The sequence below is a fragment of the Rhodanobacter sp. G1 genome, from assembly GCF_055397855.1.
Genome location: NZ_AP039674.1, coordinates 1632483 through 1652577, shown reverse-complemented (window position 1 = coordinate 1652577; position 20095 = coordinate 1632483). Strand labels below are relative to the sequence as shown.

The window sequence follows — 20095 nt, the reverse complement described above, 5'->3', positions numbered from 1 at the left end:
GCCTTGTGTTTCAATGCCTTGCGCCGCGATTTCACACTCGCGGCAAGGCGTCGCGACGCGCGGCTTCGCCGGCGCGTCGCACAGGCCGTTTTCAGGCGCCGAACAGCGCCCGCATCGCCGTTTCGCCCGGCCGCTCGATCACGCCGCGCTCGGTGACGATGGCGTCGATCAGGCTGGCCGGCGTGACGTCGAACACCGGGTTCCAGGCCTCGGCACCCTCCACCGCCATGCGCCTGCCGCCGACGGCGAGCAGCTCCGCGGGATCGCGCAATTCGATCTCGATGTGCTCGCCCGAAGCCGTGGCCATGTCCACCGTGGAGGACGGTGCAACCACCATGAACTTCAAGCCGTGATGCTTCGCCGCGATGGCCAGCTGATAGGTGCCGATCTTGTTCGCGGTGTCGCCGTTCGCGGCAATGCGGTCGGCGCCCACGATCACCCATTGCACCGCGCCGGACTTCATCAGGTGCGCGGCGGCCGAATCCGCGATCAACTGCGCGGGGATGCCGTCGCGCACCAGTTCGTACATGGTGAGCCGCGTGCCCTGCTGCCAGGGCCGTGTCTCGCCCGCGAACACGCGGGCGATGCGGCCCTGCGCCACGCCGGCGCGGATCACGCCCAGCGCGGTGCCGAAACCCGCGGTGGCCAGCGAGCCCGTATTGCAATGGGTGAGCACACCCGAACCCGGCGTGATCAACGCGGCGCCCAGCTCGCCCATGTGGCGATTGGCGGCCAAGTCTTCGTCCTGGATCGCCCGCGCCTCGCGCTCCAGCGCCTGCGCATCGGCGCCCGCGGCGATGCGCGCCTTCATGCGATCCAACGCCCACATCAGGTTCACCGCGGTGGGGCGCGCCGCACGCAATTGCGCCAACGCGGCATCCAGCGGTCCGCCCTGCTGCGCGGCCAGAACCACGCCCCATGCGGCGGCGATGCCGATGGCCGGCGCACCGCGTACGGCGAGATCCTTGATGGCCTGCGTCACCGCGGCAGTGTCGCGGCAATCGATCCAGCGTTCCTCCTGCGGCAGCAGGCGCTGGTCGAGCAAACGGAGGTGATCGCCGCGCCATTGCACGGCGCGGACGCGGTCGTAGCGGTCGTAATCCATGGAGAACTTCGTGTGTTGGAACGGAAGAGTCAGGGCGATTCCGGCATCACCAGCCACAGGATCAGGTAGATCAGGATGCCCGAGCCGCCCAGCAGGGTGAGGATGATCCACGCCACTCGCACCAGGGTCGGATCCCAGCCGAGGTATTCGGCGATGCCGCCGCAGACGCCAGCCAACTGGCGGTTCTGGCGGGAACGTTGGAGGCGTTTTTCCATGTTGCGGATTCCTGTCGGTGAGGTCAGTCGCGCGCGCGCAACCACTGGTGGATCGCCGGCGGCACTTCGCGTTGCGCTCGGCCGGACACGTAGATGCCGATGTGGCCGCCCTTGAACGCGAGTTCGGTGTAGTCGGTGGTTCCCACGCGACGCTTGAGCGCGCGGGATGCGTCGGGCGGCACCAGGTGGTCCTGCTCGGCGTAGATGTTCAGCACCGGCTGGCTCACCATGCCCAGATCCACTTCGCGGCCACCGATGACCAGGCCGCCCTTCACCAGCTTGTTGCCCTGGTAGAAGTCCTTGATGAACTGGCGGAAGGCCTCGCCGGCCTGGTCGGGCGAATCGAAGATCCAGCGCTCCATGCGCAGGAAGTTCTCCAGCTCCGCGGGCTTGTCGAGGATGTCGACCAGACCTACGTATTTCTGCTGGTTCAGTCGCACCGGCTTCAGCGTGAGGTAGACCCAGTTCATCAGGCCAGCCGGCACGTTGCCCAGCGTGTCGACGAACAGGTCGGCATCCATCGCGCGGCACCAGTGCGAGAGCATGTTGTCCGGCGTCTGGAAATCCACCGGCGTGACCATGGTGACGAGGTTCTTCACCTTGTCCGGGTGCATCGCGGAATAGCAAAGCGAGAACGCGCCGCCCTGGCAGATGCCGAGCAGGTTGACCGCGTCCAGGCCGTGGCGCCCGCGCAGCGCATCCACGCAGCGGTCGAGGTAGCCGTTCAAGTAATCGTCCAGCGTCAGCCAGCGGTCGGCTCCGTCGGGGTAGCCCCAGTCGATCAGGTAAACGTCCTCGCCCTGCGCGAGCAGGTTGCGCACCAGCGAGCGGTCGGCCTGCAGATCGGTCATCCACACCGTGTTGACCAGCGCGTAGACGATCAGCGTGGGCGTGCGCGCCGTGGGTGCGCGGTCGCCCTTCATGTGCCACAGCTTCAGCTTGTCCTCGGCGTAAACCAGTTCGCGCGGCGTGTTGGCGTAGCCGGGTTCGCTCATGCCGCGCAGATGGCCCATGCCAGCGCTGAGCTTGCGCTGGAACGTGCCGATTTCCTGCATCAGGCGCGCGGGATCGAGATGGAGCGGAGTATCCATGGAGGCTCTCCCGGTCAGCGCTTGCGCGAACGGCTGGTGGAAACGGCGGCCCTGGCGCGCGCTGTCGCCTTCTTCTTCGCGGCGACAGCGGCACGCTTGGCGGCGGTCTTGGCCGGGGTAGCCTTCGCACGCACGGGCTTGGCCGCCGCCTCTTCGCGACGCGCGGGCTTGCCTGCTATCACTTGCGCGCGTGCCGGCCGGCCGGCCAGCTCCGCCAACTCGCGACGCAGTGCCGTCACTTCGCGGCGCAGCGTAAGGATTTCATTGCTAGCCTCGCCATCGCCCTGCTTGCGCAGGTCACGGCGCAACTGCTGCACCCGCTCGCCCAGCGACGAGACCTCCTCGCGCGTGGGCAGGCCCAGTTCGCGGCACAGCTGGCCGGTCTGGCGCTGCTGCAACTGGCGCACGCGCATCTGGCTGTTGACCATCTCGCCGTAGGCCACGCGGAATTCGTCGGACAGCGCGATCTCGGCGTAGGCGTCCTCGGCGGCATCCACCCACAGGTCGTACAGCGCCTTCAGCGATTCGACCGGCGGACTGGCCGCGTCGCGCTGCGCCAGTTTCGCCTGCAGGCGCTCCAGCCCCTGCGTGTTCGCGCGCTGGATCAGTTCCTGGTAGCGCGCGTTCGCCTCCAGCGCCGACTGGATCGCGGCGGCCAGCTCCTGCTGCTGCATCAACTGCTCGCGATGCAGGCCGAAGCCCGGCACCGGGCCGTCCGCTGCGCCCGGCATGGCGAAGCCATGCGTCTGCACCGACTGCAGCCAAGCCTGCCACTGCTGCACGAAGCCCTGCGCGGCGGCGTTGTCGATGCCGTTGAAGGCCTGCGTGAAAGGCTGGTTGCCGGAACCGGCCCAGGCCTTCAGCAGGGTCTGCCAGTCCGCGCCAGGCTGGCTGGCGCCGGCCGCGGCCACGCCCTGCATCCAGTCGAAGCAGCCCTTGAGGCCGGCCAGCGTGCGCTCCAGCGCCTCGTTGCCGGGCGGCGGCGGCGCGACGACGGGCGAAGGCTGCAACTGGCGCAGCCACGTATCCCAGGATTGCTGCGCCAGCACCTGCCAGTCCTTGATGAAATCGCCTGTCTGTCCGCTCATCGCGCATCCTCGTCGGCAACATCCGCATCCTAGCAAATGCGTGTTGCACTGGTGCCCACAGATCGCGCAATCATCTTTCCCGTTCGCCCTGAGCGTAGGCGCATGGCGCCGAAGCGAAAGGCATGGCGGCATGACGCTTCGACTCCGCCTGCTGTCGCAGGCTACGCTCAGCGCGAACGGGATCGAGAACCGGAATTCGGCGCGCCAATCAGCCCTTCGATTGCACGAATCGATCGAGCCGCCTTCGATGACGGTGCTGCCCATAACGAACGAGGCCCGGCAAAGCCGGGCCTCGTTCTGCTGCATTCGAGTCGCGGAGGCTGGATCAGCCCTCGCCCTCGGCCACCGCCTTCATGGACAGGCGGATACGGCCCTGCTTGTCCACTTCCAGCACCTTGACCTTGACGATGTCGCCCTCCTTGAGCTTGTCGGACACCTTCTCGACGCGCTCGTTGGAGATCTGCGACACGTGCACCAGGCCGTCCTTGCCCGGCATGATGGTGACGAACGCGCCGAAGTCCATCAGCTTGGCGACCTTGCCCTCGTAGATGCGGCCCGGCTCGACGTCGGAGACGATCTGCTCGATGCGCTTCTTCGCCGCCTCGCCCGCGTCGCGGTTGACCGAGGCGATGATCACGGTGCCGTCGTCGTTGATGTCGATGGTGGCGCCGGTTTCCTCGGTGATCGAGCGGATGGTGGCGCCACCCTTGCCGATGACCTCGCGGATCTTGTCCGGATGGATCTTGATGGTGATCAGGCGCGGCGCGTACTCGCTCATCTCGGTGCGCGCGGTGCTGATGGCCTTGGCCATCTCGCCGAGGATGTGCAGGCGACCGCGCTTGGCCTGGGCCAGCGCCACCTTCATGATCTCCTCGGTGATGCCGTCGATCTTGATGTCCATCTGCAGGGCGCTGATGCCCTCGGACGAACCGGCCACCTTGAAGTCCATGTCGCCGAGGTGATCCTCGTCGCCCAGAATGTCGGACAGCACGACGAAGTCGTCGCCTTCCTTCACCAGGCCCATCGCGATGCCGGCCACCGGCGCCTTCAGCGGCACGCCCGCGTCCATCATCGCCAGCGAGGAGCCGCACACCGAGGCCATCGACGAGGAGCCGTTGGATTCGGTGATTTCCGACACCACGCGCAGCACGTAGGGGAATTGCTCCAGCGACGGCTTCACCGCCTGCACGCCGCGCTTGGCGAGGCGGCCGTGGCCGATCTCGCGGCGCTTCGGCGCGCCGAAGCGGCCGGCCTCGCCCACCGAGAACGGCGGGAAGTTGTAGTGGAACAGGAACGGATCCTTCGACTCGCCGGCTGGCGCGTCGATGATCTGCGCGTCGCGCGTGGTGCCCAGGGTGACCACCACCAGCGCCTGCGTCTCGCCGCGGGTGAACAGCGCCGAGCCGTGGGTGCGCGGCAGCACGCCCACGCGGGCGGTGATCGCGCGCACGTCGTCGAGCTGGCGGCCGTCGATGCGCACCTTGGTCTTCAGCACGCTGTCGCGCAGGGTGCGGTACTCGAGCTCGCCGAATTCCTTGGCGAGTTCGGCCTTGTCCCAGCCCTTGGCTTCGGCGTCGTCCTTCAGCGAGGCCAGCACGTCGGCCTTGATCGCGGCGATCGCGTCGCGGCGCTGCAGCTTGTCGCGCACCTGGAAGGCGGCTTCCAGCTTGTCGCCCACGGCGCCCTTGAGCGCGGCGACCAGCGACTCGTTGCGCGCCGGCGCCTGCCAGTCCATCGACGGACGGGCGGCCTCGGTGGCCAACTCGGCGATCGCGCGGATCGCGACCTGCATCTGCTGGTGGCCGAACACCACCGCGCCGAGCATCACGTCCTCGGACAGCAGTTCAGCCTCGGACTCCACCATCAGCACCGCGCCGGCGGTACCGGCGACGACCAGATCCAACTGCGAACCGGCCAGTTCGCTGGCGGTGGGGTTGAGCAGGTACTGGCCGTTGGCGTAGCCGACGCGGGCGGCGCCGATCGGGCCCTTGAACGGGATGCCGGCCAGACTCAGCGCGGCGGAGGCGCCGAGCAGCGCCGGGATGTCGCCGTCGATCTCGGGATCGAGCGAAACGACCTGGGCGATCACCTGCACTTCGTTCTTGAATTCTTCCGGGAACAGCGGACGCACCGGACGATCGATCAGGCGCGAGGTCAGCGTCTCCTTCTCGGTCGGACGGCCTTCACGCTTGAAGAAGCCACCCGGGATGCGACCGGCGGAGTAGAACTTTTCGACGTAGTCGACGGTGAGCGGGAAGAAGTCCTGACCTTCCTTCGCCTTGGCCGCGGCCACCGCGGTGACCAGCACCACGGTGCCGCCCATGCTGACCATCACCGCACCGGACGCCTGGCGGGCGATTTCGCCCGTCTCCAGCGTGACTTGGTGCTTACCGTACTGGAATGACTTGGTTACTTTCGCCATGTGGGCTTGTCCTTGTCAGATCAACGACGCAAACCGAGGCGTTCGATCAGGCTCTGGTAACGAGCCAGGTCGTGATCCTTCAAGTAGGCGAGCAGGCTCTTGCGACGGTTCACCAGCTTCAGCAGGCCGCGGCGGGAATGGTGATCCTGCTTGTGCGACTTGAAGTGGTCGGTGAGGTGGTCGATGCGGGCGGACAGCAGCGCCACCTGCACTTCGGTGGAACCGGTGTCGTTCGGCACGCGGCCGAAGTCAGCGATGATCTTGCCGGTCTGTTCTGCGGTAAGGGACATGGTGATACCTGTTTCCTTGAAAAGGCGATGCGAAGCTTGCGTTTGCACCACCGCAATGGCGCAAACGCAAGCTTCGACTATGGATGAAAGTGTCGGAATAACCTGCTTATTCTAGCGGCTGCTCGGTCTTGTCAACAAGGGTGATGTGGAGTACCAGGTTCACGGCGGCGGCAGGTTGAAACCGCGCAGGATGCGGCTGCGCCCGTCCGCATCCAGTTCCAGCAACGCCAGCAGGGCGCCGTCGCTGGCGAACGCGGCATGCGGCCCGCTGGCTCCGGCCACCACGATGGGCTGGCCGCGCGCGATGGCCTGGCTCTGCACCTCGTCCAGTTGCAGCCTTGGCCACTCCTCCAGCCCCGCCTCCACCGGCAGCAGCCAGGCCAGCAAGGCTTCGTCGCCCTGCCCCGCCGCCTGCTCCAGTTCGGCCAGCGTGACCATGCGCGGGGCGCGGAATGGCTCAACCCATAGCCGGCGCAGGGCGGTGAGATGGGCGCCGCAACCCAGCGCCTCGCCCAGATCCACGGCCAGCGAGCGCACGTAGGTACCCGAGCCGCATTCCACCTCGAACACCAGGGTATCCGCGGTACGCGACAGCAACTCCAGCCGGTGGACATCGACCTCGCGCGGCGGCGCTTCCACGGCCTCGCCGCGGCGCGCCTTGAGGTACAGCCGCTCGCCGCCCTGCTTCAGCGCCGAATAGGCCGGCGGCACCTGCACGATGCGGCCACGCAGCGGCGCCAGCGCCGCCTCGACGGCCGCGTCGTCCAGCGCGGGCACCGGCCGTTCGTGCAGCACCTCGCCTTCGCGGTCGGCGGTGGTCGTGGCGATGCCCAGCCGGCACTCGGCGCGATAGGCCTTGCGCGCGCCCAGCAGGTTGCCGGCCAGCTTGGTGGCCTCGCCGAAGCACAGCGGCAACAGGCCGGTGGCCATGGGATCAAGCGCGCCGGTATGACCGCCCTTGGCGGCGCGGAACAGCCGGCGCGTTGCCTGCAGGGCTTCGTTGGAGCTCAGGCCTTCAGGCTTGTCGAGCAGCACGATGCCGTGCAGGTCGCGCCAGGCGATGCGGGGGAGCTTGCGTTCGCGGGGCATGAAGCTCGGATTACGGTTCGCCGTCCGACGGTGCGGCATCGCCTGCATCGCGCAGCAGCGCATCGATGCGTTCGCCCTTGTCCACCGAGTCGTCGTACTTGAAGCGCAGCTCCGGCACGCGGCGCAGCCGCATGCTGCGCGACAGCGCGCGGCGGAACTCGCCGGCCAGCGTGTTCAGCGCCTTCACCGCCGCGGCCGATTGCTCGGGCAGCAGCGCGGTCACCCACACGGCGGCAAAGTCGAGGTCGCGGCTCACCTCCACGTCCGACACGCTGCACGACGGCAGGCCATGATCGCGCACCGCGGCATGCACCAGCATGCCGAGTTCGCGCCGCAATTCGGCGCCTACGCGGTCGGTACGTTTGAAGTCGCGGGAGGGCATGGGGTGCTCCAGTCAAATAGCGCAGCTGCCGCGCTGCGGCAGCCTCGTTGTCACCTCTCCCCTCCGGGGAGAGGACGGGTGAGGGGCGGGGCTTGCCTCGCCCTGCATTCACTGGGGCCAGGCCGGCCCCTCACCCCAACCCTCTCCCCGGAGGGGAGAGGGAGCAGGTGCTTACAACGTGCGGGCCACCTCAATACGCTCGAAGCACTCGATCTGGTCGCCGACCTTGACGTCGTTGTACTGCTTCACGGCGATGCCGCACTCCATGCCGTTGCGCACTTCGTCCACCAGATCCTTGAAGCGGCGCAGCGATTCCAGTTCGCCCTCGAACACCACTGTGTTGTCGCGCAGCACGCGGATCGGCTTGCTGCGCTTGACGTGGCCTTCGGTGACCATGCAGCCGGCGACCGCGCCGAACTTGGAGCTGCGGAACACCTCGCGCACCTGGGCGATGCCGATGATCTCCTCGCGGATCTCCACGCCCAGCAGGCCGGATGCCGCCTGCTTCACCTGGTCGATCACGTCGTAGATGATCGAGAAGTAGCGCACGTCGAGGCCGGCGGTGTCGATCACCTTGCGCGCCGAGGCATCGGCACGCACGTTGAAGCCGATCACCAGCGCCTTGGACGCGGCAGCCAGCGTGGCGTCGGACTCGGTGATGCCGCCGACGCCGGCGGCGATCACGTTGACCTTGACGTTCTCGTTGCCGATCGCGCTGAGCGATTCGCGCAGCGCCTCGACCGAACCCTGCACGTCGGCCTTGACCAGGATGTTGAGCGTCTGCTGGCCGGTGCCCTGGCCCATCTGCGCCATGATGTCCTCGAGGCGGTTGGCCTTGCTGACCATGCGCGTCTCGCGGCGCTTGAGCTGGCGCTCGGCAGCCACCTGCTTGGCCAGCTTCTCGTCGGCCACCACCACGAAGTCGTCGCCCGCCTCCGGCACGCCGGAGAGGCCCAGCACCTGCACCGGGATCGACGGGCCGGCTTCCTGCACGGTCTTGCCGGTCTCGTCGACCAGCGCGCGCATGCGGCCGTACTCGATGCCGCAGACCACGAAGTCGCCGCGCTTCAGCGTGCCCTGCTGCACCAGCACCGTGGCCACCGGGCCGCGGCCCTTGTCCAGGCTGGACTCGATCACCACGCCCGAAGCCGCGCCATCGACCACCGCGGTGAGTTCCATCACCTCGGCCTGCACCGAGATCGCGTCGAGCAGGGCGTCGATGCCCATGCCGGTCTTGGCCGACACCGGCACGAACGGCGTGTCGCCGCCCCACTCTTCCGGAATCACTTCCAGGTTGCCGAGGCCCTGCTTGACGTGATCCGGATTGGCGTCGGCCTTGTCCATCTTGTTCAGCGCCACGATCAGCGGCACCTTGGCCGCCTGCGCATGCTTCACGGCTTCGGCAGTCTGCGGCATCACGCCGTCGTCGGCGGCCACCACCAGCACCACGATGTCGGTGGACTGCGCGCCGCGGGCGCGCATCGCGGTGAACGCGGCGTGGCCGGGGGTGTCGAGGAAGGTGATCACGCCCTTCGGCGTTTCCACGTGGTAGGCGCCGATGTGCTGGGTGATGCCGCCGGCTTCGCCCGAGGCGACCTTGGTGCGGCGGATGTAGTCCAGCAGCGAGGTCTTGCCGTGGTCGACGTGGCCCATGATGGTGACCACCGGCGGGCGCGGCTGCTTCTCGCCTTCCAGCTCCACGCTCTGCGTGTGCGCGGCCAGCGCGGCCTCGGCGTTGTTGGCGTTGGCCTCGACCACCTTGTGGCCAAGCTCCTCCACCACCAGCATCGCGGTGTCGCGGTCGATGGTCTGGTTGATGGTGGCCATCACGCCCATCTTGAACAGCGCCTTGACCACCTCGGAACCCTTGACCGCCATCTTCTGCGCCAGCTCGGCGACCACGTTGGCGTCGCCCACCACCACGTCGCGCACGACGGCAGCGGTGGGACGGGTGAAGCCGTGCGCACCGCCGGCCGGCGCACCGCCGCGCATGGCTTCGCGCGCGGAGCCTTTCACCGGCTTGCCGCGCTTGCCGCTGGAACGGCGGGCACGGTCAGCGTCGCTCAGATGCAGTTCGCCGGCGGCGAAACGCTTGCCGCCGGCCACGTCGTCGCGCTCGCGCCCGCCGTGGCGGGCCTTGCCGCGCGCATCGCCCGGCGCTGCCGCAGCAGGCGCAGCGGCGCGCGCCGGAGCCGGCGCAGGAGCGGGTGCAGGCGCCGGCTTGACCAGCTTCTCGCGCTTGCGCGGCTCGTGCACCTGCGGAACGATCATGCCGAGGCCGCGCGTGTCGAGGCGCTGCACCACAGGCTGCGCCGGTTCGGCGGCATCGTTGGCGACCACCGGTGCGTCCGCTTCCGGCGCGGGCTCGGGCGTGTCGTCCGCAGGCTCGTCGACCGGCTCGGCTTCAGTGACGCTGGCAGCCTCGGCTTCGGCCTCGCGACGGCGCTCCTCGGCCTGTTCCTGCGCGCGGCGACGCTCTTCCTGCTCGCGCTGCAGGGCTTCCTGCTTGCGCTGCTCGGCCTCGCGGCGATCCTGTTCCTCCTGCGCGCGCTGCTCGCGGGACTCGGCCAGCTTGCGCACGGCCTCCTCGCGCTCGGGCTCGGCGCTCGCCTCTTCCGCGATCACGCTGCGCTTGACGTAGGTGCGCTTGGCGCGCACTTCGATGTTCACCGTCTTGGCGGTGGCCGCGGCGCCGCGGCCGCCCGGCGTGGAAACCTTCAGTTCGCCCACCACGCGGCGCTTCAGCGTGATCTGGCGCGGCGCGCTGTCGGCGGCTTCAGCCGTCGGCTCGCCCTTGCCGTGGGTGCGGCGCAGGAAGCCCAGCAGCTTCATGCGCTCGGTGGTGCTGATCAACTGATCGGGCTTGGAGAAGTTCATGCCGGCTTCGGCAAGCTGCGCCAGCAGCTTGTCCATCGGCATTTTCACCTGCTCGGCAAGTTGTTTGATTGTGATGTCCGACATCGTGTTGTTTCTCCACCTTTCCCGCGCTTGTCGCCCGTGCGGCCTGCGCCGCGCGAACACCGCCGTCCATGGTGGAAGGCCTTCGGCCTTCCTCGGCGCGCCCGTCCGGGGCGCGGCCGTTCGCGGTTAGCCGCCCTTCTCCAGCTGCGCGATCATCGGCGCGCGCGCGGCCATGATCAACGCCGCGGCACGCTCTTCGGTCATGCCTTCGATGTCGATCAGGTCGTCCACCGCCTGGTCGGCGAGGTCGTCCACCGTGGCCACGCCGCGGGCGGCCAGCGCATAGGCGACCTCTTCGTCCATGCCGTCGAGCGCCAGCAGCTCCTCGCTGGGCTGGTGCTCGTCGAGGTTCTCCTCGACGGCCAGCGCCTCGGTGAGCAATGCGTCGCGGGCACGGGCGCGCAACTCCTCGACGATGTCCTCGTCGAAGCCCTCCACCGCCAGCAGCTCGGCGCTGGGCACGTAGGCGATTTCCTCGACGCTGGAGAAGCCTTCCTGCACGAGGATGTTGGCGATCTCCTGATCCACTTCGAGCTTTTCCATGAACAGGTTGCGCGCGGCTTCCTGTTCGGCCTCGCTCTTGGCGGCGACCTGATCCTGCGTCATCACATTGAGCTGCCAGCCGGTGAGCTTGCTGGCGAGGCGCACGTTCTGGCCGCCGCGGCCGATCGCCTGGGACAGCTTGTCCTCGGCCACCGCGATGTCCATCGAGTGCTTGTCCTCGTCCATGATGATGGACTGCACCTCGGCCGGCGCCATCGCGTTGATGACGTACTGGGCCTGGTTCTCGTGCCACAGGATGATGTCCACGCGCTCGCCGTTGAGGTCGTTGGACACCGCCTGCACGCGCGAGCCGCGCATGCCGATGCACGCGCCGATCGGGTCGGTGCGGGTGTCGTGGGCCAGTACGGCGATCTTGGCGCGGTCGCCCGGATCGCGGGCGCAGCCCTTGATCTCGACCAAGCCCTGGCCGACTTCCGGCACTTCCAGCTTGAACAGCTCGATCATGAACTCCGGCGCCGCGCGCGACACGAACAGCTGCGGACCGCGCACTTCGGACTTCACTTCGAACAGGTAGCCGCGCACGCGGTCGCCCACGCGCACCGATTCGCGCGGAATGGTCTTGTCGCGCGGGATGAAGGCCTCGGCGTTGCCGCCCAGGTCGAGATAGATGTTGCCGCGCTCCACGCGCTTGACGATGCCGGTGATCAGTTCGCCCACGCGATCCTTGTAGGCGTCCACCACCTGCTGGCGCTCGGCCTCGCGCACGCGCTGCACGATCACCTGCTTGGCGGCCTGCGCGGCGATGCGGCCGAACTCGGCGTTCTCGATCTGCGTCTCGATGTACTCGCCCACCTGGGCGTCGGCGCGCTCGTCCACCGCGTCCATCAGGCGCAGCTGGTAGAACGGCGACTCCATCTCGCCGTCGTCGGCGATGACTTCCCAGCGGCGGAAGGTTTCGTAGTCGCCGGTGTCGTGGTCGATGGCCACGCGGATGTCCGGCTCTTCCTCGGGGTAGCGCTTCTTGGCGGCCGAGGCCAGCGCGGCTTCCATCGCCTCGAAGATCACTTCGCGCGGCACGCCCTTCTCGTTCGCGACCGCGTCGACCACCAGCAAAAGTTCTTTGCTCATTGCTGCAACTCCATGGGCGCCCCGATGGCGGCCAGTAAATTTCTGCATTCGTCCATGAGTACGAAGATCAAGAAGCGATCGTCCATGGTCGCACTATTCGGCATTCATTTTTGCGCTCATCCATGATCGCGAAGATCAAACGAGCGGCCATCCGTGGCCGCACTCTTCAATACAGCTTCAATCGACCTTTTTCTTGCTCGGGCCCTTGCCGGGCTTGGGCTTGGGCGCGTAGCCCAGCTCCACCCAGTCGGGCACCACGCGGGCGCTTTCCACCTGCGCGTGATCGAAGGCGAACACTTTGCCCTCCGCCTCCAGCGAAAGGCGTTCGCCTTCCACCGACAGCAACTTGCCGCGCAGGCGGCGACGGCCTTCCAGCGGCGCGCGCAGCAGCAGCTTCACTTCCTGTCCGGTCACGCGCGCGAACTGCGCGGCAGTGAACAGCGGGCGGTCGATACCGGGCGAGGAAACCTCCAGCACGTAGTGGCCGGGAATCGGATCCTCCACGTCCAGCAGCGCGGAAAGCTCGCGGCTGGCGGCCTCGCAATCCTCGATGCCCACCTCGCGGCGCTCGCCATCCGCGGCAGCGGCGCCCTCGGGAATATCCAGGTACACGCGCAGGGTACTCTGCCCTTGCGAGGGCAGGAATTCCACGCCGATGCACTCCAGGCCGAGATCGGCCAGGACGGTGCTGAAGCGTTGTGCCAGTGCGTTCGTATCCATCATGCGTTTCCAAATCGCGAAAACAAAAAATGGGCTCGACGGCCCATTCCCTGCTCCTTGCCGGAGCGTCCTCGCCGATGTACCGACTCCAGGCGGCTCCTCCGGCGCTTGCCCGCAACCAGCCTCGGCAAGCGCGGCGCCATCCTGGCGCCCAACAAAAAAGCCTCACGAGGAGGCTTTCTTGTTCCAAGAAAGTATCTGGTAGCGGGGGCAGGATTCGAACCTGCGACCTTCGGGTTATGAGCCCGACGAGCTGCCAGACTGCTCCACCCCGCATCAGAGTCCGAAGATTCTAGCGAGACTTGCCATTCACCGCAAGCCTCGCCGAAGAACTTTCCATCAAATTCTTCGATCAGCCGAGGCCGAACGAATGGCGGCACCAGCCCAGCAGCGGGCCCCAGTACACACCCAGCACCAGCAGCGCCAGCGCGTTGATCGACAGCACCACGCGCAGCGAGGTATCGGCCTGCGGCTGATCGGCGCCGCCCTCTTCCGGCTTGTCGAAGTACATCACCTTGACCACGTGCAGGTAGTAGTACAGGCCGACGATGGCGAACACCGCGCCGACGATGGCCAGCCACAGCATGTGCGCGTCGATCGCCGCCTGCAGCACCAGGTACTTCGCGTAGAAGCCGAACAGCGGCGGCACGCCGGCCAGCGAGAACAGCGCCAGCGCCATCAGCGCGGCAAACCACGGCGAGCGCTGGTTCAGGCCCTTGAGGTCGGCGATCTCCTCGCACTCGAAACCCGCGCGGGACAGCGCCAGGATCACACCGAACGACACCGTGCTCATCAGCGCGTAGCTGATCGCGTAGAACATCGCGGCGGAATAGCCTTCCGGCCCCGCGTTGACCAGGCCCAGCATCAGGTAGCCCATGTGCGAGATGGTCGAATAGGCCAGCATGCGCTTGAGGTTGGTCTGCACGATGGCGACCAGGTTGCCGATCGCCATCGACAGCACCGCGATCGCGGCCAGCATCGGCTGCCAGTGCTGCGACAGCCCGCCCAGACCCGTCTCCAGCAGGCGCCACGCCATGCCGAACGCTGCCAGCTTGGAAGTGGAGGCGATGAAGGTGGTGACCGGCGTGGAGGCACCCTGGTACACGTCCGGGATCCACATGTGGAACGGCGCCGCGCCGAGCTTGAAGGCGACGCCCACCAGCATGAAGATCAGGCCGAACACCAGCAGGTTCGGCATCGCGCTCTGCGTCGCCACGGTGTGCAGCTGGGCCAGATCCAGCGAACCGGTGGCGCCATACACCATCGACATGCCATACAGCAGCATGCCGGAGGACAACGCGCCCAGCACGAAGTACTTGATCGCGGCCTCGGACGACAACGGGGAATCGCGGTTCAGCGCCACCAGCGCATAGGACGACAGCGTCAGCAGCTCCAGGCCCAGGTAGACCATCACCAGGTTGCCGGCCGACACCAGCAGCATCACGCCGATCACCGCGAAGATCATCAGCGTGTAGAACTCGCCGATGAACTGCTTGCGCTCGATCAGGTACGGCCGCGCGTAGATGAACACCAGGATCGTGCTCAGCAGCGCGAACACCTTGAGGATTTCCGAGACCTGGTCGCGCACGAACATGCCGCCGAAGGCGGTCACGGTGACGTCGGGCTGGCCGGCCACCACCATGTAGGCGGCCACCAGCAGCACCGCGATGGAAATCCAGTGCAGCGCGCCGCGCTGCTCCGGCTTCATGAACGCGTCCAGCAGCAGCAGCAAGCACGCCACCGCCACCAGGTAGAACTCCGGCAGCAAGACCAGGATGTCGTTGAAGGTAGGCATGTTCTATCCCGATCAGATCTTGTGGATGGCCAGCTGCTGCACCACCTGCGTCACCGAGCTGTCCATCAGGTGGATCAGCGGCTCCGGCCAGACGCCCAGCGCCACCGTCAGCGCGGCGAAGGTCAGCAGCACGAAGGTTTCACGGCCGTTGATGTCCTTCATCTCGGCCACGTGCGGGTTGTGGATGTCGCCCCACAGCACGCGCTTGACCAGCCACAGCGTGTAGGCCGCGCCGATGATCAGGGTGAACGCGGCGAAGAACGCGATCCACGGGTTGGCCTTGAAGCTGGCCAGCACCACCATGAACTCGCCCACGAAACCGCTGGTGCCCGGCAGGCCGCAGTTGGCCATCGCGAACAGCACGTAGAAGAAGCCGAACCAGGGCATCACGTTGATGACGCCGCCGTAGTCCTTGATCAGGCGGGTGTGCAGGCGGTCGTACATCACGCCGATGCAGGTGAACATCGCGCCGGAGACGAAGCCGTGCGAGATCATCTGCACCATCGCGCCCTGCATGCCCAGCCGCGCCGTGTCGACATCGCCGAGCTGGCGCGCCAGCATGAAGGCGATGAAGATGCCCAGCGTGACGAAGCCCATGTGCGCCACGGACGAGTACGCCACCAGCTTCTTCATGTCCTCCTGCACCAGCGCCACGTAGCCGATGTAGACCACCGCCACCAGGCTGAGCCCGATCACCAGCCATGCGTAGTGCTGGCCCGCATCCGGCACGATCGGCAGGATGAAGCGCAGCATGCCGTAGGTGCCTACCTTCAGCATCACCGCCGCCAGCACCACCGAGCCGCCGGTCGGCGCCTCCACGTGCGCGTCCGGCAGCCAGGTGTGCACCGGCACCATCGGCACCTTGATCGCGAAGGCGAGCAGGAAGGCGAAGAAGATCCACATCTGCTCGTTGAAGGTCAGCGGCAGCGCCGCCAGCGTATGCAGATCGAACGTGCCGGCCCGGTGGTACAGGTACAGCAGCGCGATCAGCATGAAGACCGAGCCGAGGAAGGTGTAGATGAAGAACTTCAGCGTCGCGTACACGCGGCGCGGGCCACCCCAGACACCGATGAGGATGAACATCGGGATCAGCATCGCCTCGAAGAACACGTAGAACAGCAAGGCGTCGGTGGCGCAGAACACGCCGATCATCACGCCCTCGAGCGCGAGCATCGCGGCCATGTACTGGTGCGGCTTGTTCTGGATCACCTCCCACGCGCCGACCACCACCAGGATGCCGACGATGGTGGTGAGCAGGATCAGCGCCACCGAGATGCCGTCCACGGCCAGGCCGTAGTGCACGTTCAGCGAGGCGATCCACAGGTGGCTCTCGACCAGTTGCATGCCGCCCTGCGCCGCGTCGTACTGCGGCAGCAGGAACAGGCTCGCCACGAAGGTGAGCACCATGAACAGCAGCGCGAGCCAGCGCGCCAGGTTGGGCCGTGCGGAACCGGCCAGCAGCACCGGCACCGCGCCGGCGATGGGCAGCCAGATCAGAAGGCTGAGCAAGTGATTGAACATGTTTGCTTGCTTCCCTTAGAGCCTATTTATGATTCCCAAGCGCCCCGCGCCGGGGTCTGTTTGCGCGCAGGTCAAGGAAGAACGAAGGAGTGGACGTCCGTCCACGACTGAGTGATGACGCAGGCATGCGGGCAAACAGGCCCGGCCCTGCGGGTTGTCATCGAGTGGCCGCCATGCGGCAGCACGCGGCTTGGCCTGCCAGCCAGGCAGGCCGGCGCCACGCCCTACCACCTGACGACCACTCGATGACAACGCGGGGTGCTTGGGAATCATAAATAGGCTCTTATTGCGCAGCCGGCATGGAACCGAACAGCCAGTACCCGCCGAGCAGCAGGATCAGGCCGAGGATCATCGCGAAGGCGTACTGATAGAGATAACCCGACTGCAACCGGCGCATGCCCGAGGCGATGCGGCGGGTCAAGGCGGTGGTGCCGTCGACCATCACGCCGTCGATCACCGCGGCGTCGCCGGCCTTCCAGAACAGCCGGCCCAGCTTCTGGCCGCCCTTGGCGAACACGGCGAAATAGACGTCGTCGATCCAGTACTTGCGGTCGAGCACCGTCCACAACGGGTGCAGCGCATTCTTGATGCGACCAGCCAATGCCGGGTTGAACAGATAGATGTAGGTCTGGATCACGAAGGCCAGCAGCACCAGGCCGAACGGGCCAATCGGGTTGAACCCGTGCAGCGCCATCGACATGGCTCCATGGAACTCCCCGGCCAGCTCGCCCAGCACGTTGTTCGCCTCGTCCACGTGGATGGCCGAACCGAACCAGCCGCCGAACAGCAGTGGTTTCACCGCGAAGAAACCCACCAGCAGCGACGGGATCGCCAGCAGCACCAGCGGCAGCGTCACCACCCATGGCGATTCGTGCGGCGCGTGCGCCAGCTCGCCCGGCTTGTGGTGGCCGTGGTCGTCGTCATGATGTCCATGGCCATGGTGCGCCACCACGGTGAAGCGCTCCTTGCCGTGGAAGGTCAGGTACATCTGGCGGAAGGTGTACAGCGCGGTGACGAAAGCGCCGGCCAGCACGCAGAAGTAGGCGTAGCCCGAACCCCAGCGGTGCGACTCGCCCACCGCCTCGATGATCGCGTCCTTCGAGTAGAAGCCCGAGAAGAACGGCACGCCGCACAGCGCCAGCGAGCCGATCCACATCGTGATCCAGGTGATCGGCATGTACTTGCGCAGGCCGCCCATGTAGCGCATGTCCTGCTCGTGGTGCATGGCGATGATCACCGAGCCCGCGCCCAGGAACAGCAGCGCCTTGAAGAAGGCATGGGTCATCAGGTGGAACACCGCGCCGGCATAGGCCGACACGCCCAGCGCCACCGTCATGTAGCCCAGCTGCGACAGCGTGGAGTACGCCACCACGCGCTTGATGTCGTTCTGCACGATGCCGATCAGGCCGGTGAACAGCGCACCGGTGGCGCCGATCACCATCACGAAGCTGAGCGCGGTCTGCGACAGCTCGAAGATCGGCGACATGCGCGCCACCATGAAGATGCCCGCGGTCACCATCGTGGCGGCGTGGATCAGCGCGGAGATCGGGGTCGGGCCTTCCATCGAATCGGGCAGCCACACGTGCAGCGGCACCTGCGCCGACTTGCCCATCGCACCGATGAACAGGCAGATGCAGATCACCGTGGCCGCATCCCACTGCGTGTTCGCGGTGATCTGCAGGGTCTTGCCGGCGAGATCCGGCGCCGCCGCGAACACGGTGGCGTAATCCAGCGATCCCAGGAAATACAGCACCGCCGAGATGCCCAGCAGGAAACCGAAGTCGCCCACGCGGTTGACCAGAAAGGCCTTGAGGTTGGCGAAGATCGCGGTCGGCCGCTTGTACCAGAAGCCGATCAGCAGGTACGACACCAGGCCCACCGCTTCCCAGCCGAAGAACAGCTGCATGAAGTTGTTCGCCATCACCAGCATCAGCATGGAGAAGGTGAACAGCGAGATGTAGCTGAAGAAGCGCTGGTAGCCCGGATCGTCGGCCATGTAGCCGATGGTGTAGACGTGCACCAGCAGCGACACGAAGGTCACCACCACCATCATCATCGCGGTGAGGCGGTCGACCAGGAAGCCCACGCTGCCGCTGTACTTGCCGATCGCGAACCAGGTGTAGATGTCTTGGTTGTAGTTGGCCGCGCCGCCCCAGACCAGCGAATACAGCACGTAGAACGCGAGGCCGCAGGAAACCAGCAGGCCGAGGATGGTGACGCTGTGCGCGCCGGCGCGGCCGATCTGCTTGCCGAGGAAGCCGGCCAGCAGGCAGCCCACCAGCGGCGCCAGCGCGATCGTCAGCAGGATGGATGTCGAAAGTTGCATCGGATCAACCCTTCATGCTGTCGATTTCGGCGACGTTGACCGTGCTGCGGTTGCGGAACAGCAGCACCAGGATCGCCAGGCCAATGGCGGATTCCGCCGCGGCCACGGTGAGGATGAAGAACACGAACACCTGCCCCGCCACGTCGTGGCCGAAGCGGGAGAACGCCACGAAGTTGATGTTCACCGCCAGCAGCATCAGCTCGATCGCCATCAGCAGCACGATCACGTTCTTGCGGTTGATGAACAGGCCGGCGACGGCGATGCAGAAAAGGATCGCGCCGAGCACGATGAAGTGCGAAAGGGTAATCACGACTGGGACTCCTGGGCCGGGGCGGCATCGGCCGGACGCTCGGCCGCCATCTTCACCACGCGCACGCGATCACGCGGGTTCACCAGCACCTGCTGGCTGGCCTGCTGGTGTTTCACGCCCGTGCGCTGGCGCAAGGTCAGCGCCACGGCGGCGACCACGCCCACGGTGAGGATCAGCGCGGCGATCTCGAACGGCAGCAGGTACTGCGAGTACAGCGCCTTGCCCAGCCACGCGGTGTTGGAAGCACCGGCAGGATTGGCGCCCAACGTCTGCGCATGCATCACGCGCACGCCGATCAGGCCCAGCATTTCCAGCAGCATCACCACGGCCACCACCAGGCCCACCGGCAGGAAGCGCACGAAGCCTTCACGCAGGTGCTCCATGTCGATGTCCAGCATCATCACCACGAACAGGAACAGCACCATCACCGCGCCCACGTACACCACGATCAGCGCGATGGCGAGGAACTCCGCCTCGGCCAGCATCCAGATGCAGGCAACGCTGAAGAAGGTCAACACCAGCGACAGCACCGCGTGCACCGAGTTGCGCACGCTGATCACCGCCAGCGCGGAAAGCACCGTGACCGCGCCGAAGGCGTAGAAACAGATGAGTTGGAACAGGTTCGGATCGATCATGATTGTTCCGTCCTCAGCGGTAGGCCGCGTCTTGCGCACGGGCGGCAGCGATGTCCGCCTCGAAGCGGTCGCCGATGGCGAGCAGCTGGAGCTTGGTCACCACGTTCTCGCCGCGGTGCTCGAAGTGGTACTCGTGGATGCCGGTCTCGACGATGGAGTCCACCGGGCAGCTCTCTTCGCAGAAGCCGCAGAAGATGCACTTGAACAGGTCGATGTCGTAGCGCGTGGTGCGGCGCTGGCCGTCGCTCTCGCGCGGCGCGGAATCGATGGTGATCGCCAGCGCCGGGCACACCGCCTCGCACAGCTTGCAGGCGATGCAGCGTTCCTCGCCGTTCGCGTAGCGGCGCAGCGCGTGCAGGCCGCGGAAGCGGTTCGACTTGGGGATGTGCTCCATCGGGTAGCGCATCGTGTACTTGGGGCTGAACAGGTAGCGCCAGGTCAGGCCCAGGCCCTTGAGCAGCTCGATCAGCAGCAGGCTGTTGAAATAACTGATTACGCGTTTCATCGGAATTC

17 protein-coding genes and 1 tRNA gene are annotated in these 20095 nt (G+C 66.6%); all 18 read right to left on the bottom strand.

The window, feature by feature from the left end:
• Positions 1-91 precede the first annotated feature (91 nt).
• Positions 92-1105 carry an S-methyl-5-thioribose-1-phosphate isomerase gene (mtnA, locus tag ACZ5Z2_RS07430; protein ID WP_464761310.1) on the bottom strand — a complete coding sequence of 338 codons (1014 nt, stop codon included), beginning with the start codon at positions 1103-1105 and terminating at the stop codon, positions 92-94.
• Positions 1106-1134: 29 nt separating this feature from the next.
• Positions 1135-1320: a PspC domain-containing protein gene (locus tag ACZ5Z2_RS07425; RefSeq protein ID WP_464761309.1), complete on the bottom strand. Its 186-nt coding sequence runs from the start codon at positions 1318-1320 to the stop codon at positions 1135-1137.
• A 23-nt stretch (positions 1321-1343) separates the two neighbouring features.
• On the bottom strand, positions 1344-2411 hold the full coding sequence (locus ACZ5Z2_RS07420) for a class III poly(R)-hydroxyalkanoic acid synthase subunit PhaC (protein WP_464761308.1): 1068 nt from the start codon (positions 2409-2411) through the stop codon (positions 1344-1346).
• A gap of 14 nt (positions 2412-2425) precedes the next feature.
• Positions 2426-3499 carry a poly(R)-hydroxyalkanoic acid synthase subunit PhaE gene (locus ACZ5Z2_RS07415; protein ID WP_464761307.1) on the bottom strand — a complete coding sequence of 358 codons (1074 nt, stop codon included), beginning with the start codon at positions 3497-3499 and terminating at the stop codon, positions 2426-2428.
• Positions 3500-3824: 325 nt separating this feature from the next.
• Positions 3825-5921: a polyribonucleotide nucleotidyltransferase gene (gene pnp, locus ACZ5Z2_RS07410; RefSeq protein WP_464761306.1), complete on the bottom strand. Its 2097-nt coding sequence runs from the start codon at positions 5919-5921 to the stop codon at positions 3825-3827.
• A 20-nt stretch (positions 5922-5941) separates the two neighbouring features.
• Positions 5942-6211, bottom strand: coding sequence for a 30S ribosomal protein S15 (rpsO, locus tag ACZ5Z2_RS07405; protein WP_464761305.1), 270 nt, complete (start codon positions 6209-6211; stop codon positions 5942-5944).
• Between the two features lie 159 nt (positions 6212-6370).
• A complete protein-coding gene (gene truB / locus ACZ5Z2_RS07400; protein ID WP_464761304.1) occupies positions 6371-7300 on the bottom strand; it encodes a tRNA pseudouridine(55) synthase TruB in 930 nt (309 codons plus the stop codon).
• A gap of 10 nt (positions 7301-7310) precedes the next feature.
• Positions 7311-7682 (bottom strand): 30S ribosome-binding factor RbfA, encoded by a 372-nt coding sequence (gene rbfA, locus ACZ5Z2_RS07395; protein ID WP_464761303.1) that lies wholly within the window; start codon positions 7680-7682, stop codon positions 7311-7313.
• Positions 7683-7853: 171 nt separating this feature from the next.
• Positions 7854-10643: a translation initiation factor IF-2 gene (gene infB / locus ACZ5Z2_RS07390; RefSeq protein ID WP_464761302.1), complete on the bottom strand. Its 2790-nt coding sequence runs from the start codon at positions 10641-10643 to the stop codon at positions 7854-7856.
• Positions 10644-10769: 126 nt separating this feature from the next.
• Positions 10770-12275 (bottom strand): transcription termination factor NusA, encoded by a 1506-nt coding sequence (nusA, locus tag ACZ5Z2_RS07385; RefSeq protein ID WP_464761301.1) that lies wholly within the window; start codon positions 12273-12275, stop codon positions 10770-10772.
• A gap of 177 nt (positions 12276-12452) precedes the next feature.
• A complete protein-coding gene (locus ACZ5Z2_RS07380) occupies positions 12453-12995 on the bottom strand; it encodes a ribosome maturation factor RimP (RefSeq protein ID WP_464761300.1) in 543 nt (180 codons plus the stop codon).
• 199 nt (positions 12996-13194) lie between these two features.
• A tRNA-Met gene (locus tag ACZ5Z2_RS07375) sits at positions 13195-13271 on the bottom strand.
• A gap of 76 nt (positions 13272-13347) precedes the next feature.
• Complete coding sequence (gene nuoN / locus ACZ5Z2_RS07370; RefSeq protein WP_464761299.1) at positions 13348-14790, bottom strand: NADH-quinone oxidoreductase subunit NuoN; 1443 nt, start codon at positions 14788-14790, stop codon at positions 13348-13350.
• 12 nt (positions 14791-14802) lie between these two features.
• Positions 14803-16311 (bottom strand): NADH-quinone oxidoreductase subunit M, encoded by a 1509-nt coding sequence (locus ACZ5Z2_RS07365; protein WP_464761298.1) that lies wholly within the window; start codon positions 16309-16311, stop codon positions 14803-14805.
• A 283-nt stretch (positions 16312-16594) separates the two neighbouring features.
• Positions 16595-18637 carry an NADH-quinone oxidoreductase subunit L gene (gene nuoL / locus ACZ5Z2_RS07360; RefSeq protein ID WP_464761297.1) on the bottom strand — a complete coding sequence of 681 codons (2043 nt, stop codon included), beginning with the start codon at positions 18635-18637 and terminating at the stop codon, positions 16595-16597.
• Between the two features lie 4 nt (positions 18638-18641).
• On the bottom strand, positions 18642-18947 hold the full coding sequence (gene nuoK / locus ACZ5Z2_RS07355) for an NADH-quinone oxidoreductase subunit NuoK (protein ID WP_077483669.1): 306 nt from the start codon (positions 18945-18947) through the stop codon (positions 18642-18644).
• On the bottom strand, positions 18944-19582 hold the full coding sequence (locus ACZ5Z2_RS07350) for an NADH-quinone oxidoreductase subunit J (RefSeq protein WP_464761296.1): 639 nt from the start codon (positions 19580-19582) through the stop codon (positions 18944-18946). Before ACZ5Z2_RS07350 ends, nuoK begins: the two co-directional genes overlap by 4 nt.
• A gap of 13 nt (positions 19583-19595) precedes the next feature.
• A complete protein-coding gene (gene nuoI / locus ACZ5Z2_RS07345) occupies positions 19596-20087 on the bottom strand; it encodes an NADH-quinone oxidoreductase subunit NuoI (protein WP_464761295.1) in 492 nt (163 codons plus the stop codon).
• Positions 20088-20095: the final 8 nt, after the last annotated feature.